Raw genomic sequence first — 15243 nt, forward strand, 5'->3', positions numbered from 1 at the left:
CAACCGGACCCACCCCGCCTTCGACACATTTCGCGATCTGCGGTAGATCCACGCCATGCGTGGATGGGGAAACAATGACATGAGGAATTCACGCGGCGCCGCTTGAAACCGCCTGCGAATGACGCCAGTCTGTGGCCATGCAGGACCGGATCACACTCCCCGACTGGGATGCACTGGCCGACCTCGAAGATGAGGCGCTGCCACTGTTGCCGACCGCGCTGCTGATCGCGCGCGATGAATACCCCGATCTGCAGCCGTCCACCTACGACGCGCTGATCCAGAGCCACGTCGACCACCTCCGCTCGGAAGTGGAGAGCATCGACAACAGTCCATTGAAGATGGCGGCGATCAACCGCCACCTGTTCGACGAGCTGGGCTACAGCGGCGACCACGACAAGTACTACGATCCGCGCAACAGCTATCTCAACCAGGTGTTCGAGCGGCGCCTGGGCAACCCGATCTCGCTGGCGCTGGTGCAGATGGAAGTGTCGCGACGGCTGGGGATCCCGCTCGACGGCGTGTCCTTCCCCGGCCATTTCCTGGTGCGCCTGCCGGTGGACGACGGCGTGCTGGTGATGGACCCGTTCAATGGTGGCCGCCCACTGGATGTGGACGAACTGCGCGAGCGGGCCAAATCACACCTGGGCGGGCAGATGCCCGATGACCAGGTGCTGGCGCAGATCCTCGACCCGGCGCCGGCGCGCGCGATCCTGATGCGCATGCTGCGTAACCTGCACGGCGTCTACGCCGAGGCCGGCGAATGGGGCCGCGCTGCACGCAGTGCCGACCGCCTGCTGAAGCTGGCCCCGGAGCAGGACGACGCGCTGCGCGACCGCGGCCTGGCCTATCTGCAGCTCGATTATCTGGCCGGTGCCCGCCACGACCTGGGGCAGTACCTGAAGCGCAATCCCGAGGCCAGCGATGCGCAGTGGCTGCGCGAGAAGCTGATCGACCTCGGCGGGCCGGTGCCGCGGCTGCATTGAGGGTGCCGGCGTGTGGGCCGGCCCGCACCCAAGGCTAGGTCAATCGACCTCGACCATCTCGAAATCGGCCTTGGTGACCCCGCAGTCCGGGCAGGTCCAGGTCTCTGGAATGTCCTCCCAGCGCGTCCCCGGCGCGATGCCCTCCTCCGGCAGGCCCTCCGCTTCGCTGTACAGGAAGCCGCAAACCACGCACATCCAGGTGCGCAAGGTGGTGGGGGTAGCATCGCTCATCGGATAATCACGGCTGGATTCACGGGCCGCCATTGTCCCATCGCGGTCCACTCACCGGTAGCCATCGATGACTTCTGCTTCCCCGGCGCCCCGCGGCGTCTACCTGATCACCCCGGACGAGCCCGATACCGCGCGCCTGCTGGCCCGTACCGCGCCGCTGCTGGCCGCTGGCGCCACCTGGCTGCAGTACCGCAACAAGACCGCCAGCGACGCACTCCGGCAGGAGCAGGCAATCGCGCTGCAGGCGCTGTGCGCACACTACGGCGTACCGCTGATCATCAACGACGACCCGGCGCTGGCGAAGGCGCTGGGCGCGGCTGGCGTGCACCTGGGCGGCACCGACGGTGACATCCCAAGCGCGCGTGCGCTGCTCGGCGCCGAGGCCATCATCGGCGCTTCCTGCTACGACCAGCTGGCAAATGCCGAGAAGGCCGTGGCCGCCGGTGCCAGCTACGTGGCCTTCGGCGCGTTCTTCCCTACCACTACCAAGGTCACCACCAGCCGCGCGGATACCGACCTGCTGCGGCAGAGCGCCGCACTGGGCGTGCCACGGGTGGCGATCGGCGGGCTGACGCCGGACAATGTCGGTCCCATCATCGACGCCGGCGCCGACCTGGTGGCCGTGGTCAGCAGCGTGTTCGCCGCCGAAGACCCGGTCGCGACCCAGCGCGCCTACCTCGCCCAGTTCGCGTAACGCCCAGGAAAGCCCCATGAACCACGACCAGTCCCACGCTCTGTTCTCCCGCGCCCAGCAGCTGCTGCCGGGCGGCGTCAATTCGCCGGTGCGCGCGTTCAAGTCGGTCGGCGGCGAGCCGTTCTTCGTCGAACGCGCCGACGGCGCCTACCTGTACGACGTCGACGGCAACCGCTACATCGACTACGTCGGTTCCTGGGGCCCGATGATCGTCGGCCACAACCACCCGGCGGTGCGCCAGGCGGTGAAGAAGGCGATCGACAACGGCCTGTCCTTCGGTGCGCCGTGCGCAGCCGAAGTGACCATGGCCGAGACCATCACCCGCCTGGTGCCGTCGTGCGAGATGGTGCGCATGGTCAACTCCGGCACCGAGGCCACGCTGTCGGCGATCCGGCTGGCGCGTGGCGCCACCGGCCGCAACCGCATCGTCAAGTTCGAAGGCTGCTACCACGGCCACGGCGACTCGTTCCTGGTCAAGGCCGGCAGCGGCATGCTGACCCTGGGCGTGCCAACCTCGCCGGGCGTCCCGGCCGGGCTGAGCGAACTGACCCTGACCCTGCCCTACAACGACTTCGAAGCGGCCACCGCGCTGTTCGCGCAGCAGGGCGACGACATCGCCGGGCTGATCATCGAACCGGTGGTCGGCAATGCCAACTGCATCCCGCCGCGCGAGGGCTACCTGCAGCACCTGCGCGCACTGTGCACGCAGCACGGCGCGCTGCTGATCTTCGACGAAGTGATGACCGGCTTCCGCGTCGCCCTCGGCGGTGCACAGGCGCACTACGGCATCACCCCGGACCTGACCACCTTCGGCAAGATCATCGGCGGCGGCATGCCGGTGGGCGCCTACGGCGGTCGTCGCGAGCTGATGCAGCAGATCGCACCGGCCGGCCCGATCTACCAGGCCGGTACGCTGAGCGGCAATCCGGTGGCGATGGCCGCTGGCCTGGCGATGCTGGAGCTGGTCCAGCAGCCGGGTTTCCACGCCGACCTGGCCGAGCGCACCGCACGCCTGTGTGCGGGTCTGGAAGCGGCCGCCGCCGACGCCGGTGTGGCCGTGACCACCACCTGCGTGGGTGCGATGTTCGGGCTGTTCTTCACCAGCGAGAAGGTCGAGACCTATGCGCAGGCCACCGCCTGTGACATTCCGGCGTTCAACCGCTTCTTCCACGCGATGCTGGACCAGGGCGTGTTCCTGGCCCCGTCGGCGTACGAGGCCGGCTTCCTGTCCAGCGCCCACGACGATGCCGTGATCGAGGCGACGCTGGCCGCAGCACGCGTGGCGTTCAAGGCTGCCAAGGGCTGATCGCAGAAAAGGGGACGGAGGGGATTAAGTCGTTTGTGCACAAACGACTTAATCCCCTCCGTCCCCTTTTTTCATCCACGCATGGTGTGGATCTACTGGTAGAGCCACGCCATGCGTGGCTGCTCAACCGAAGACGAACTTGCCCTTCATCATCGCGAAGTGGCCGGGGAACGAGCAGAAGAAGGTGTAGTCACCGCCCTTCTGCAGGCCCTGGGTGGAGAAGCGCACGCGCGCGGTCTCGCCACCGCCGATCACCTTGGTGTGCGCCAGCACGCGCTTGTCGGCCTTTGGCAGGTAGCTGTCAGCCAGCGTCATGCGCATGCCCGCCATCGCCACCGGCTGGTAATCGGCAGTGCGGGTCAGCACCCAGTTGTGGCCCATCGCGGTAGCGGCCAGCTTGCCGGTGTGGCGCAGGGTCAGGTCCACGGCGGTGCAGTCGGCGGCGACCTTGATCTCGCGGCTGCTGAAGCTCATCTGGTCGGTGCTGTCGATGCTCACCGCACACACCCGCGCCATCGCCGACGGCGCCAGCATCAGCGCGCCCAATCCCACTGCCACCACCCAAGCCTTCATCGTTGCATCTCCTGCGGATTCGAGCGCCATTCTAGGCAGGCCTATGCCCGCCCGGCTGCGACCGTCTGTCGCATGGCAGCTCCAGGGTTTCCCGCGCACACATCGCAATGGCATGCTCGGCCGATGCGGATCGACCTGTTGCTGCTGGATGTGGATGGCGTACTGGTGCAGTACCAGCGCGCGCAGCGCGTGCTGCACCTGGCCCAAGCACTGCAGGTTCCGACGCAGACCGTGCAGGCCGCGTTGTATGACAGCGGCCTGGAAGCGGCACATGACAATGGCACGCTGGATGGTCCGGCCTATCTGGCGCGTCTGGGCGCGCTGCTGTGCAGGACGGTCGATCTGGCGACATGGACCGCCGCACGCCAGGCCGCCAGCCATCCGCAGTTCGCCGTGCTGCGGCGGCTGCAGGCGCTGAAGCTGCCGATGGCGGTGCTGACCAACAACGGCGCGCTGATGCAGCAGGCCTTGCCCGCCCTGCTGCCGGACCTGTTCCCGGCCCTGCGGGAGCGCGTGTTCTGCAGCGCCGATTTCGGCCTGCGCAAACCCGCACCGGAAGTATTCCTGCGCACGCTTGAGGTACTCGGCGTGGCGCCTTCGCACACGCTGTTCATTGATGACCTGTTCGCCAATGTGCGCGGCGCACGCGCTGCCGGCCTGCACGCGGAAACCGTGCGCGATGGCCGTGGATTGGGCAAGGTGTTGAAGCGCTATCGGGTCGCGTGACGTGCTGTAGAGCCGAGCCCATGCTCGGCTCCTGTTGCCTGACATCGCGATGAGCCGAGCGTACGCTCGGCTCTACCGATGCCTCGGCAGGCTTCAGCGCGCGGCAATGAACGCTGCAATCGCCGCGCGCAGGCGCTTCAGGCCTTCGGCCACTTCTTCGTCGGTGATGTTCAACGACGGCACGAAGCGCAGCACGTCCGGGCCGGCCTGCAGGGTCAGCAGGCCCTGCTCGGCGGCATGGTCGAGGATCGCCCCGGCCTGGCCGGCGAAGTCCTTGCCCAGCACCGCGCCCAGCATCAGGCCGCGGCCACGCACGTCGCAGAACACGCCGAATTCTTCGTTGATGCGCGCAAAGCCATCGCGCAGCGCCTTCGACTGGCGGCTGACATTGGCGGCGATCTCCGCCGAGGCCAGCTTTCGCAGCGCAACGCGTGCGACCGCGGCGGCCAGAGGGTTGCCACCGAAGGTGGTGCCGTGCGCACCGAACTGCATGGTTTCGGCCACCTTCGGGCCGGCCAGCATCGCACCGATCGGGAAGCCGCCACCCAGCGCCTTGGCCAAGGTGACCATGTCCGGCACCACCTCGTCCTGCCAGTGCGCGAACAGCGTGCCGGTGCGGCCCATGCCGGCCTGGATCTCGTCCAGCACCAGCAGCGCGTTGTGCTGGTCGCACAGTTCGCGCACGCGCTTGAGGAAGCCGGACTTGGCCGGCATCACGCCGCCCTCGCCCTGGATCGGCTCCAGCAGCACCGCCGCCACGTCACCGGCGGCCATTGCGGTTTCCAGCTGCACCTCATCGTTGAAATCGATGTAGCGGAAGCCACCGGGCAGCGGCTCGTAGCCTTCCTGGTACTTCGGCTGGGCAGTAGCGGTCACTGCGCCCATGGTGCGACCGTGGAAGCTGCCGCGGAAGGTGATGATCACCCGCTTGTCGGCCGGGCGGCCCTGGCTGGAGGCCCACTTGCGGACCATCTTGATCGCCACTTCGTTGGCTTCGGCGCCGGAATTGCACAGGAACACGCGCTCGGCGAAGCGGCTGGCCTTGACCAGCTCCTCGGCCAAGTGCAGCGGCGGCGCGCTGTAGAACACGTTGCTGGTGTGCCAGAGCTTGCCGGCCTGCTCGACCAGCGCGGCCACCAGGTCCGGATCGTTGTGGCCGAGGCCACACACGGCGATGCCGGCGGCCAGATCGATGAACTCACGGCCCTGGCTGTCCCACACACGGGCGCCCTGGCCGCGCTCCAGTACCACCTGGCGGGGCTTGTAGACCGGCAGGTAGTAGTGCGAAAGGGAAATCAGCGGATCAGTCGCGGCGGTCATGGCAGTCGGCAGGGTTCAGGAATGCCCATTCTCGCGCCGGAACCCCTGCGGCACAATGCGCCCATGCGACCGTTTTCCGCTCCCCAGCTCAACCCCGCCACCGAGACCGGCTGGCGCCGTCGGTGGTTCGACATCATCTACCGCCATGACACCCGCCCTTCGCGCAATTTCGACCTGATCCTGGTGGTGGCGATCGTCGCCAGCATCCTGGTGGTGATGATCGACAGCGTGCAGCACCTGCATGCCGAATGGTCCACCGGCCTGTACATCCTGGAATGGGGCTTCACGATCATCTTCACCGCCGAGTACCTGCTGCGGCTGGCGGTGGTCAAGCGCCCGCTGCGGTATGCAGTGAGCATCTGGGGCATCATCGACCTGCTGTCGATCCTGCCCGCCTACCTGTCGATGTTCATCCCCGGCGCGCAGAGCCTGCTGGTGGTGCGCGCGCTGCGCATCCTGCGGGTGTTCCGCATCCTGAAGCTGACCCGCTACATCGAGGAAAGCGGCGTCCTGATGACGTCGCTGTGGCGCAGCCGGCGCAAGGTGCTGGTATTCCTGTTCACGGTGATCACCATCACCATCATCGCCGGTGCGCTGATGTACGTGATCGAGGGCCCCGAACACGGTTTCACCAACATCCCGGCCAGCATGTACTGGGCGGTGGTGACCATGGCCACGGTCGGCTTCGGTGACATCGTGCCGCAGACCGTGCTCGGCCGCTTCGTCACCTCAGTGCTGATCCTGATCGGCTACAGCATCATCGCCGTGCCCACCGGCATCTACACCGCCGAACTGGCCAGCACCATGCGCGAGGCCGAACTGGCCGCGCGCCGTGATGCCCGCGGCTGCCCGCATTGCGGGCTGGAGGGGCATGAACCGGATTCGCGGCACTGCCGCAAGTGCGGTGGGATCCTTCCCGAAACGTTCAACAGCTGAGGCCAGCATGCCCAGGTGCGTGGACCATGGTCCGGGGAATGGGATCAGGGAAGGCGGCCGCTTGCCGCAGCCAGGTCACCATAGGCATCGTTCAGTCGCGACAGGGCGCCAGGGGACGCATACACCCTGGGCCGCATACCAGGCAACAGCACCGCCGGATCCTGCTCGACAATCGGCTGGCCCTTTTCCAATCGCTCGACACGATGCCAGGCTTCACTGACCAAGGTGTCGGCGGAAAGCTCGAACAGGCGCCACGCCGCCACATCTTTGCCGATGCCACTGCTCTGCGCTTGCTGGAGCATGGTCTGATACTGCTGCAGTTGGTTGCGTGCAGCTACCAGGTCTGGCGTCGGCCCCCGCAGCGAGCGCACCAGATCACGGCCTTCACCCACGAAACGTAGTGCGTAGTAGTCCGTGGACCTTCCCTGATATCCCTCCATCCTCGCCAGCAACTCAGCGCGGTAGGCAAGGTCGTGCTGATGCAGGGCAGCATCCAGCACTTCGTTCGCTGCAAAGTACCTCGCGTAAGCCTGCATCAGGGCAGCGTGCTGGCGGCGCATGCCCGCGCCGCCGTCACGACGGAATTCTTCACGACGATAATAACGATCAACAGGCTCAGCGACGGCCTGCAAGGCCAGCAGCGCCTGATGGTACTGCCGGGCTGCCGCGTCGAAGGTGACGGGGGGCTGCCGCTCCAATGCCTCCGTCACCGCGTTGCCACAGTCGTACTCGACGTCATTGGCACTCCAGCCCGGTCCACGCGGGGCTGTCTCCGTTCCCGTCGGACCCGCGTCAGCGTCCTTCATCCAGCTTGTATATCGTTCAAATCCCCCCCGAACGCTCAGTTCCATCGCATCTCGGCACTTTGCATAGGCGCTGGCTTTGCGTTCGCGCAAGCCAGAGCCAGAGCCAGACCCGACTCCCGCATCGCTGCAGGCCGACAGCAGCAGACAAAGGACGGGAAACACCAGCAGACGGCGACAAGCGGCGGAATGACTCATACGGGACATCCATGTTGTACAGGGGAGAGACAGTACGGCACCAGCGTTGTCCTGACGAGGGCTTCCCCGTTTCAGGAACCAGCTCAATCCAGGAACAGATCCGGCAACAGCGCGCGCGACGGGTCCACCGCATAGCCGGACAGATCGGTGATACCCGCCTGTGCCAGCACGTCATCGTCGATCAGGAACTGGCCATGGAAGCCGGCCGCTTCGCGCACCAGCACCGCGTGTGCGGCATCGGCCATGATCTGTGGCGTGCGGCAGCCAGCCGCATCCACGCCCGGAATCATGTTGATCGCATCGGTGGCGATGACGGTGCGCGGCCACAGCGCATTCACCGCCACGCCCTGCGGGCCGAATTCCGCGGCCAGGCCCAGGGTGACGAAGCTCATGCCCATCTTCGCCAGCGTGTAGCCGGTATGTGCGCCCCACCACTTCGGCTCCAGGCTCGGCGGCGGCGCCAGGGTCAGGATGTGCGGGTTCGGCGCCTGCAGCAGGTACGGCAGGCAGGCCTGCGCGCACAGGAAGCTGCCGCGCGAATTGACCTGCTGCATCAGGTCGAAACGCTTCATCGGCGTATCCAGCGTGCCGCGCAACCAGATCGCGCTGGCGTTGTTGATCAGGATGTCGATGCCACCGAAGGTGTCGACCGTGGCCGCCACCGCCGCCTGCACCTGCTCTTCCTCCCGGATGTCGCACTTCAGCGCCAGGCCCTGCCCGCCTGCAGCCGTCACCGCTTCGGCGGCGGTGTGGATGGTGCCCGGCAGCTTCGGATTCGGCACCGACGACTTGGCCGCGATCGCCACGTTGGCCCCGTCGCGCGCGGCGCGCAGTGCGATGGCCAGGCCGATGCCACGCGAGGCACCGGTGATGAAAAGCGTTTTGCCCTGCAGACTGCCCACGTTCCGCACTCCAGCGTATGCAATGAGCCGCTAGTATGCCGCGCCGACGCGGAGTTCACCCGCCCTTGACGATACTCGGGCCTCCAGACAACGCACGAGGTACACGCCATGCGCCGTTCCCGCCTGTTGCTGCCTGCCTTGGGGCTTGCCCTGCTGACTGCCTGCCAGGGCCGTTCGCCGGAACCCGGCAAGGAGCCACCCGCCGGTGACACGCCCAGCGCGGAGAAGGCCGCCGCCGACGGCAAGATGCGCTGGAGCGAGGCGGTGGTCTGGGATGGCGACCTCAACGCCTGCCGCCAGGGCGAGAACGCGGTCACCCGGGATTGCCTTCGCGACGCGATGCGCGCCGGTGGCGCCAGTGCCGAGGCCATCACCGCCGCCGAGCAGTTGTCCACCGGCGGTGAGTTGGCCTATGTGACCGCGTGGCACGAGAACGAAGGACTGGGCATTGCCACGGTCGAGTATCCGTTCCGCGCCAACACCAATGAAGGTACCCGCCTGGTCGATGCCAGCGGCAAGCGCATCGATGTGGATGCCGTGCAGTTGGACGACACCTTGCGTGCCGACCCAACTGTGCAGGAACTGCTGAAGGCCAACCCGCAAGCCACGCCGTTCGCACCGGCGCAGTCGGCCGGCGCCTCGCCGTTGGAGAATGGTGGCATCCGCCTGCTGTACCGCACGCCGCTGCGCGACTGCCACGCCTGCCCGGATGTCGGGCAGTTGCAGATCGCCTACGACTTCGACGCCAAGCGCAACTTCATCGGCCAGCAGGTCGTGCCGGCGACGCGGTAACCCGGAAACGCCGCGTCTCGCCGGGCATGGCCCGGCGAGCGCAGTGTCGAATCACCGGTATGCCTGCACCTGCTTCTTCAGCAGATGCGGCACGATCAACCGGTGCACCGGCGCAACCGGCAGCATGTACGCGCGCCCGAAGGCGTTATGCGTATGCACCACGGTCGCCACTTCCAGCACGTCGCCCTGCCACTGCAGCGCCAGCTGCACGCGAAGATGGCGGTCGTCGTCTTCCAGCACGATGGCATCGTCATCCATCGACTGCAGGGTGAAGATGCCGAGCCGCTGGCCGGGTTGAGGATCTTCAACAACCTGCACTGCACGCAACGAACCCAGATGCTTCATGCCCAGCAGGCGCATGCCGTGGTTGCGCAGCGCCATCAGCCCATCGAACCAGCCGGGAATGGTCGCGGCCATGTCGCGGTAGGCCTGCAGGGCCGAGCGCCCATCGCGACGGGTCGTCGCCTGGCAGGCGTGCACGAAATCGGCGCCAGCCAGCTGTGGGTGCAAGACGCTGCCCACACTCGGCGGGCTGGTCAACACCTGCACACGGCTCACGGCTTTGGCCCCTGCCCTTCGTTGTCTTCCCAATGCAGGATGCGGCGGGTGACGAAGCGGTAGACCGGCTTGCCGGTAGCAAACCACAGTTCGCGCACCCACGAGGTGCGCTTGAGCAACCGCTTCTCCACCGGCGTAAGCGATTCACGGCAGTACATGCGCTTGTGCTTGAGCAGGTGGCGCAGGTCCTCGCGCGCCAGCAGCCGCATCCAGCGCGAGCGCGGGTTGCCGATCACCGCCAGCTGGAAGTCGATCAGCGCCGGCCGTCCATCTTCAGTGACCAGCCAGTTGGCCTCCTTGGCCAGATCGTTGTGGGCCACGCCGTTGCGATGCAGCTGCTGCAGCAGCCGGCGCGCGGAACGGAACCAGGCCAGGTCGCCGCGCGGTGGGCGCTGGTACATGGCGTCGCCGGCCATGAAGCTGCGATCCAGGTGATGGCCATTCCAGGCCAGCAGCTGCGGCACATCGGCCATGCCGTGAATGTGCTGCAGCGCGCGGGCCTCGCGGCGGGCCAGCCACCATGCAGGCAGCCGCAACCACAGCGGCGTGGCACCAAGATCACGGCGCACAAAGGGACCATCGGGCCCATTCACAAGGAGGATCCGGCCGAAGCTGTCGGCCTTCAAAGCATGCGGTTGAGCGTCGGGCGTATGCGGCATGGGCCCATTCTAGGCGATGGCACTGGTTGCAAACGGTCACCAAGCGGCTGGGAACCAGTCACCTTCACGCCCCTATAATCGGGCAATGGACTCTTCATGGATCGACGCCACGCTCGCGTGGATTGCCGCTCACCCCGTGCTGGCGGGCGCCGTTATCTTCCTCATCGCCTTCTGCGATGCGGTCATCATTCTTGGCGCCATCGTGCCGGCGCTGCCACTGCTGTTCGCGGTGGGCGTGTTCATTGGCCTGGGCCAGATCTCCGGGCCGTACGCGGTGGCGGCTGCGGCATTGGGTGCGTTTGCCGGCGATGGCATCAGTTACTGGATCGGCCGCCGCTGGGGCGACCGCCTGCGCGGCGTGTGGCCGTTCAGCCGTTACCCGCAGCTGCTCGACCGCGGCGAAAACCTGTTCCGCCGCAATGCCTTCAAGAGCATCCTGGTGGCACGCTACGTCGGCGCGATCCGGCCATTCGTGCCCGCCATCGCAGGCATGATGAAGATGCCAGCCAGCCGCTATGTACAGGCCAGTGGTATCGCCAGCATTTCATGGGCGGTCCTGTTCCTGGCCCCCGGCTGGATTCTTGGCGAGGCCTATGACGCGGTGGCCGCGGTGGCCGGTCGGCTGGTGGTGGTGGTCGGCCTGCTGGCGGTGATCCTCGGCCTGGTCTGGGCCATCGTGCTGTACGGCTACCGCTGGTCGGCCGCGCGCATGGACAACTGGTTGGCACGCCTGCTGGACTGGTCCAACCGCCACCCCACGCTGGGCCGCTATACCGTCGGCGTGCTTGATCCCAAGCGCCGTGAATCGGTGCCGCTGGCGATGCTGGCGTTGATGCTGCTGGTACTGGGCTGGGGCTGGTTCGCATTGTTGACCGTGGTGGTCGCGCACGGCGAGCCGCTGGCGATCGACCTGCTGGTGCACCAGGCCATGCTGGCGCTGCGTAACCCGCTGGCCGATTACCCGATGGCCGCGCTGGCGTCGCTGGGCGCCTGGCAGGTACTACTGCCGGCCACCGCTGCAGCGATGGGCTACCTGATCTGGCGCCGGCGCTGGATGGCGGCCGCACATTGGCTGGCCGCCCTCGCCTTCGGCCTGGCGCTGACCATGCTGCTGGGTGCCACCGTGGATGTGGTGCGCCCGGTCGACGCCAGCAGCGGCTTCGGCTTCCCTTCGGTGTCGGTGACCATGGCCACCATCACCTTCGGCTTCTTCGCAGTGTTGATCGCGCGTGAGATGCCCGGCCGCACCCGCGTCTGGCCGTACCTGGTGTCGGGCATCGTGGTCAGCCTGATCGGCTTCTCGCGCCTGTACCTGGGTGCGCATTGGCTGAGCGACGTGATCGGCGGCATGTTGTTCGGCACGTTCTGGCTGCTGGTGCTGGGCATCGCCTACCGCCGCCGCTTCAACCGCTCGTTCTGGGTGAAGCCGGTGGCGTGGCTGTTCTACGGCGTGTTCGCCGTCGCCGCGATGTGGTACGCACCGCGCAACATCCCGGTGAAGCTGGAACGCTTCGAGCCGACCCTGCCGCCCCCGCAGGCAATGGACACGCAGGCCTGGTGGCAGCACGACTGGGCCACGCTGCCGGCGCGCCGCAACGAGTTCGACGACGACCAGCGCTGGCCGCTGGACGTGCAGGTGGCCGGTCCGTTGGCACCGCTGCAGGCGCAACTGGAAGCGCGCGGCTGGAAGCGACAGGAGCAGGCCGGCTGGCAGCAGGCGCTGCTGATGCTGGACAAGAACACCGGCGCCGATGACCTGCCGGTGCTGCCGGCGACGCTGGACACCCGCGTGGAAGCGCTGTTGATGGTGCGCCAGGGTGCACATCGCGATGAGCGCTACGTACTGCGCCTGTGGCCAGCCCCTGCACAGTTGCAGCCGGGCAACACGCCACTGTGGCTGGGCAGTGCGCAGACCCTGCGCTACCAGCGCCATTTCGAATGGATCGGCATGTGGCATCCACTGCGTGGTGTCGACCCGGCATTGAACGCGGTGAAGGACGCCGTGCAGGACCTGCCGCAGCGCGAGGATGTGCACAGCGAAACCGGGTTGCCCGTGCTGCGGTTGAAGACCACCACGCCCTGACCGGTACCGGCGCGCAGCCACCCACTGTAGAGCCGAGCCCATGCTCGGCTGCCTTCGCGGGATCCATCAAGCCGAGCATACGCTCGGCTCTACAGTAGATCCACGCCATGCGTGGATGCGGGTTCCAGTAGATCCACGCCATGCGTGGATGGCATTCCCCGCATACCCCAGCGTGTGCACCAGGGCGCACACCACCCGGGGCAGGCTGCTACGGCATCCAGCCCAGCAACTGCTGCAAACGCTGGTGCGGGTCGTCCAGCTGCAGCAGCTGCAACCGCTGCTGCTCGCTCAGCGGCAGCAGTTCGGCCAGCCGCCAGCCGACCCAGCTGGCCTGGTCCAGCAGCGCTGGGTTGGCCGGCGCATAGGCCTCGCCGGCCTGTTCGATGATGTGCCCCAGCACCGTGGCCAGCAGGGCATGCTGCGGCCGCAGTTCGTCGTCTGGGTCTTCATCGCACCAGCGCACGTCGGCTACCACCAGCCCGTTGTCACGCACGCGTGTGCGCTCGACATGGAAACGGCGGGTGCCGCGCAGACGCAACTGCAGCACGCCGTCGGCGCCGACATCGAAGTCTTCGATGCGTACCTGCACGCCATACGCGGCCGGCGTTGCCGGGGCTCCCACTTCCTGGCCGTCGAGGATCAGGCAGACACCAAAGCCCTCACCACTGCGGCCGCTGTCGCGCACCAGATCCAGGTAGCGCCGTTCGAACACGCGCAGGCCCACCGCCGCACCTGGCACCAGCGTGGTGTGCAGCGGAAACAGCGGCAGCGAACCGTCGACGCTCATCGGGCCTGCAGCGCGGCAAGGAAGCGGCGCGGTGCGCCGTCGAAGCCACCGTTGGACATGAACACCACGTGGTCACCCCTGCGCGCGCTGGCCTGCAATTGCGCCAGCAGCGCGTCGGTATCGGGCACCGCGTGCGCTTCGCCACGCACTGCGGCGATCACCGCAGCAGCATCCCAGGCCAGTTCCGGGCGATGCAGGAACACCACTTCATCGGCCAGCGCCAGCGAGGGGGCCAGCGCCTGCGCGTGTGCGCCCAGCCGCATCGAATTGCTGCGCGGCTCCATCGCGACCACGATGCGCGCATCGCCCACCTTGGCGCGCAGCCCTTCCAGCGTGGTGGCGATTGCGGTCGGGTGGTGGGCGAAATCGTCGTAGACGGTGATGCCCTCGTGGCTGCCGATCACTTCCATGCGGCGCTTGACGCTGCGGAAGCGCGCCAGCGCCGGGATCACCTCGGCCGGCGCAACACCCACCGCATGTGCGGCTGCCAGCGCCGCCAGGCCGTTGAGCACGTTGTGGCGGCCCAGCAACGACCACTGCACATCACCCAGTGCCTGCCCGCGGTGGTGCACGCGGAACGCGCTGCCATCGGCAGCCAGCAGTTCGGCATGCCATTCCAGCGACGGATCGAATCCGAAACGCTCGACCGGGGTCCAGCAGCCCATCGCCAGCACTTCGGCCAGATGCGGATCCTCGCCATTGACGATCAGTCGGCCACGCGCCGGCACCGTGCGCACCAGGTGATGGAACTGGCGCTGGATCGCGGCCACGTCCGGGAAGATGTCGGCGTGGTCGTATTCAAGGTTGTTGAGGATGGCCACCAGCGGCCGGTAGTGCACGAACTTGCTGCGCTTGTCGAAGAAGGCGGTGTCGTACTCGTCGGCCTCGACCACGAACTCGCGGCCCTGGCCCAGGCGGGCGGAGACGCCGAAATCCTCGGCCACGCCGCCGATCAGGAAACCGGGAGAACGACCGGCGCTTTCCAGCAGCCAGGTGAGGATGGTGGTAGTGGTGGTCTTGCCGTGGGTGCCGGCCACGGCCAGTGTATCGCGGCCCGGCAGCACCTGCTCGGACAGCCACTGCGCACCGGAGATATAGCGCTGGCCGGCGTCGAGCACGGCCTCAACGGCGGCATTGCCGCGTGAGAGTGCGTTGCCGATCACCACGTCGTCGGTGCCCGGTGGCACGCTGTCGGCGCGGTAGCCCTGGTCCAGGGTGATACCCAGCTGCTCGAGCTGGGTGGACATCGGCGGATAGATGGCCTGGTCACTGCCGCTGACCGTATGGCCCAGTTCCCGCGCCAGGGCGGCCACGCCGCCCATGAAGGTGCCGGCAATTGCAAGGATATGTACGCTGCTCATGACCGAGGATTGTGACCGATGACGGCTGTATAGGGCCAATGTCCGCTCTTGGGTAAGACAAGTCCTACACAGGATGTGAGGAAACTCCAATCATCTGTCAGGGAAATCCCGATAGCGATGTTCTGTGAACCCGGACACAATTCGAACTGCCAGCCGCAGTACCCGAACCGGTCCTACTCCCCAAGAGGCCATCCCCAAGGGAGCTCATGCTGCGGGGCCCTGAGCAAGCCCTCTGCTGGCGCCTATCAAACGACACAGGCCTGATCCTCACGGACCAGGCCTGTGTTTTTTTCTGCGCCCGTGCGGCCGGCAGCACGCCGGCCCCGCCGGG

General features: G+C 67.0%; 16 protein-coding genes. 7 read left to right on the forward strand and 9 right to left on the reverse strand.

The annotated features are described in order from the left end of the window. Positions 1–137 precede the first annotated feature (137 nt). Positions 138–983, forward strand: a complete 846-nt coding sequence (locus BN1263_RS19265) for a SirB1 family protein (RefSeq protein WP_058983467.1) — start codon at positions 138–140, stop codon at positions 981–983. Between the two features lie 39 nt (positions 984–1022). On the opposite strand, the gene BN1263_RS19270 is transcribed toward BN1263_RS19265, so the two are convergent. Then, a complete protein-coding gene (locus tag BN1263_RS19270; protein ID WP_012512010.1) occupies positions 1023–1214 on the reverse strand; it encodes a rubredoxin in 192 nt (63 codons plus the stop codon). A gap of 67 nt (positions 1215–1281) precedes the next feature. On the opposite strand from BN1263_RS19270, the gene thiE reads away from it, so the two are divergent. Both thiE and hemL read left to right on the forward strand, forming a co-directional pair. Beyond that, positions 1282–1908 carry a thiamine phosphate synthase gene (gene thiE, locus BN1263_RS19275; RefSeq protein WP_058983470.1) on the forward strand — a complete coding sequence of 209 codons (627 nt, stop codon included), beginning with the start codon at positions 1282–1284 and terminating at the stop codon, positions 1906–1908. A gap of 16 nt (positions 1909–1924) precedes the next feature. Further along, the gene (gene hemL / locus BN1263_RS19280) at positions 1925–3214 is read left to right on the forward strand and encodes a glutamate-1-semialdehyde 2,1-aminomutase (protein ID WP_058983472.1); all 1290 of its coding nucleotides are present in this window, start codon (positions 1925–1927) and stop codon (positions 3212–3214) included. Positions 3215–3337: 123 nt separating this feature from the next. Here hemL and azu read toward each other — a convergent pair whose 3' ends face one another. After that, complete coding sequence (gene azu / locus BN1263_RS19285) at positions 3338–3787, reverse strand: azurin (protein ID WP_058983474.1); 450 nt, start codon at positions 3785–3787, stop codon at positions 3338–3340. A 123-nt stretch (positions 3788–3910) separates the two neighbouring features. Here azu and BN1263_RS19290 point away from each other — a divergent pair, with 123 nt between their 5' ends. Next, on the forward strand, positions 3911–4513 hold the full coding sequence (locus BN1263_RS19290) for an HAD-IA family hydrolase (protein ID WP_058983476.1): 603 nt from the start codon (positions 3911–3913) through the stop codon (positions 4511–4513). Between the two features lie 93 nt (positions 4514–4606). Here the strand turns inward: BN1263_RS19290 and BN1263_RS19295 are convergent, their stop codons facing one another. Then, complete coding sequence (locus tag BN1263_RS19295; RefSeq protein WP_058983478.1) at positions 4607–5833, reverse strand: acetylornithine transaminase; 1227 nt, start codon at positions 5831–5833, stop codon at positions 4607–4609. Between the two features lie 63 nt (positions 5834–5896). Here BN1263_RS19295 and BN1263_RS19300 point away from each other — a divergent pair, with 63 nt between their 5' ends. Further along, complete coding sequence (locus BN1263_RS19300; protein ID WP_058983480.1) at positions 5897–6769, forward strand: ion transporter; 873 nt, start codon at positions 5897–5899, stop codon at positions 6767–6769. A gap of 44 nt (positions 6770–6813) precedes the next feature. Here BN1263_RS19300 and BN1263_RS19305 read toward each other — a convergent pair whose 3' ends face one another. Both BN1263_RS19305 and BN1263_RS19310 read right to left on the reverse strand, forming a co-directional pair. Then, complete coding sequence (locus tag BN1263_RS19305) at positions 6814–7770, reverse strand: DUF3829 domain-containing protein (protein ID WP_171952682.1); 957 nt, start codon at positions 7768–7770, stop codon at positions 6814–6816. Between the two features lie 83 nt (positions 7771–7853). Continuing rightward, positions 7854–8672 (reverse strand): SDR family oxidoreductase, encoded by an 819-nt coding sequence (locus tag BN1263_RS19310; RefSeq protein WP_058983483.1) that lies wholly within the window; start codon positions 8670–8672, stop codon positions 7854–7856. A 108-nt stretch (positions 8673–8780) separates the two neighbouring features. Between BN1263_RS19310 and BN1263_RS19315 the strand changes: the two genes are divergently transcribed. Continuing rightward, positions 8781–9464 (forward strand): hypothetical protein, encoded by a 684-nt coding sequence (locus tag BN1263_RS19315; protein WP_058983485.1) that lies wholly within the window; start codon positions 8781–8783, stop codon positions 9462–9464. Between the two features lie 51 nt (positions 9465–9515). Here BN1263_RS19315 and BN1263_RS19320 read toward each other — a convergent pair whose 3' ends face one another. Then, a complete protein-coding gene (locus tag BN1263_RS19320; protein ID WP_058983486.1) occupies positions 9516–10022 on the reverse strand; it encodes a DUF2867 domain-containing protein in 507 nt (168 codons plus the stop codon). Then, a complete protein-coding gene (locus tag BN1263_RS19325; RefSeq protein ID WP_058983488.1) occupies positions 10019–10681 on the reverse strand; it encodes a serine/threonine-protein kinase in 663 nt (220 codons plus the stop codon). The genes BN1263_RS19320 and BN1263_RS19325 overlap by 4 nt, the downstream gene beginning before the upstream one ends. A gap of 85 nt (positions 10682–10766) precedes the next feature. Here BN1263_RS19325 and BN1263_RS19330 point away from each other — a divergent pair, with 85 nt between their 5' ends. After that, complete coding sequence (locus BN1263_RS19330) at positions 10767–12764, forward strand: bifunctional DedA family/phosphatase PAP2 family protein (protein WP_058983491.1); 1998 nt, start codon at positions 10767–10769, stop codon at positions 12762–12764. 208 nt (positions 12765–12972) lie between these two features. Here BN1263_RS19330 and BN1263_RS19335 read toward each other — a convergent pair whose 3' ends face one another. Both BN1263_RS19335 and mpl read right to left on the reverse strand, forming a co-directional pair. Further along, entirely contained in the window at positions 12973–13551 is a 579-nt protein-coding gene (locus BN1263_RS19335; protein ID WP_021203629.1) for an LON peptidase substrate-binding domain-containing protein, read from the reverse strand. Further along, positions 13548–14912, reverse strand: coding sequence for a UDP-N-acetylmuramate:L-alanyl-gamma-D-glutamyl-meso-diaminopimelate ligase (gene mpl, locus BN1263_RS19340; protein WP_058983493.1), 1365 nt, complete (start codon positions 14910–14912; stop codon positions 13548–13550). Before mpl ends, BN1263_RS19335 begins: the two co-directional genes overlap by 4 nt. Between the last annotated feature and the right edge of the window lie 331 nt (positions 14913–15243).

It is taken from the genome of Stenotrophomonas thermophila (assembly GCF_001499715.1).
Taxonomy (GTDB): Bacteria; Pseudomonadota; Gammaproteobacteria; order Xanthomonadales; family Xanthomonadaceae; genus Stenotrophomonas; species Stenotrophomonas hibiscicola.

Bases quoted from the DNA above. Each gene is read 5' to 3' on its own strand.
- BN1263_RS19265 (WP_058983467.1), top strand. From the start codon at position 138: ATGCAGGACCGGATCACACTCCCCGACTGGGATGCACTGGCCGACCTC.
- BN1263_RS19270 (WP_012512010.1), bottom strand. From the start codon at position 1,214: ATGAGCGATGCTACCCCCACCACCTTGCGCACCTGGATGTGCGTGGTT.
- thiE (WP_058983470.1), top strand. From the start codon at position 1,282: ATGACTTCTGCTTCCCCGGCGCCCCGCGGCGTCTACCTGATCACCCCG.
- hemL (WP_058983472.1), top strand. From the start codon at position 1,925: ATGAACCACGACCAGTCCCACGCTCTGTTCTCCCGCGCCCAGCAGCTG.
- azu (WP_058983474.1), bottom strand. From the start codon at position 3,787: ATGAAGGCTTGGGTGGTGGCAGTGGGATTGGGCGCGCTGATGCTGGCG.
- BN1263_RS19290 (WP_058983476.1), top strand. From the start codon at position 3,911: ATGCGGATCGACCTGTTGCTGCTGGATGTGGATGGCGTACTGGTGCAG.
- BN1263_RS19295 (WP_058983478.1), bottom strand. From the start codon at position 5,833: ATGACCGCCGCGACTGATCCGCTGATTTCCCTTTCGCACTACTACCTG.
- BN1263_RS19300 (WP_058983480.1), top strand. From the start codon at position 5,897: ATGCGACCGTTTTCCGCTCCCCAGCTCAACCCCGCCACCGAGACCGGC.
- BN1263_RS19305 (WP_171952682.1), bottom strand. From the start codon at position 7,770: ATGAGTCATTCCGCCGCTTGTCGCCGTCTGCTGGTGTTTCCCGTCCTT.
- BN1263_RS19315 (WP_058983485.1), top strand. From the start codon at position 8,781: ATGCGCCGTTCCCGCCTGTTGCTGCCTGCCTTGGGGCTTGCCCTGCTG.
- BN1263_RS19325 (WP_058983488.1), bottom strand. From the start codon at position 10,681: ATGCCGCATACGCCCGACGCTCAACCGCATGCTTTGAAGGCCGACAGC.
- BN1263_RS19330 (WP_058983491.1), top strand. From the start codon at position 10,767: ATGGACTCTTCATGGATCGACGCCACGCTCGCGTGGATTGCCGCTCAC.
- BN1263_RS19335 (WP_021203629.1), bottom strand. From the start codon at position 13,551: ATGAGCGTCGACGGTTCGCTGCCGCTGTTTCCGCTGCACACCACGCTG.
- mpl (WP_058983493.1), bottom strand. From the start codon at position 14,912: ATGAGCAGCGTACATATCCTTGCAATTGCCGGCACCTTCATGGGCGGC.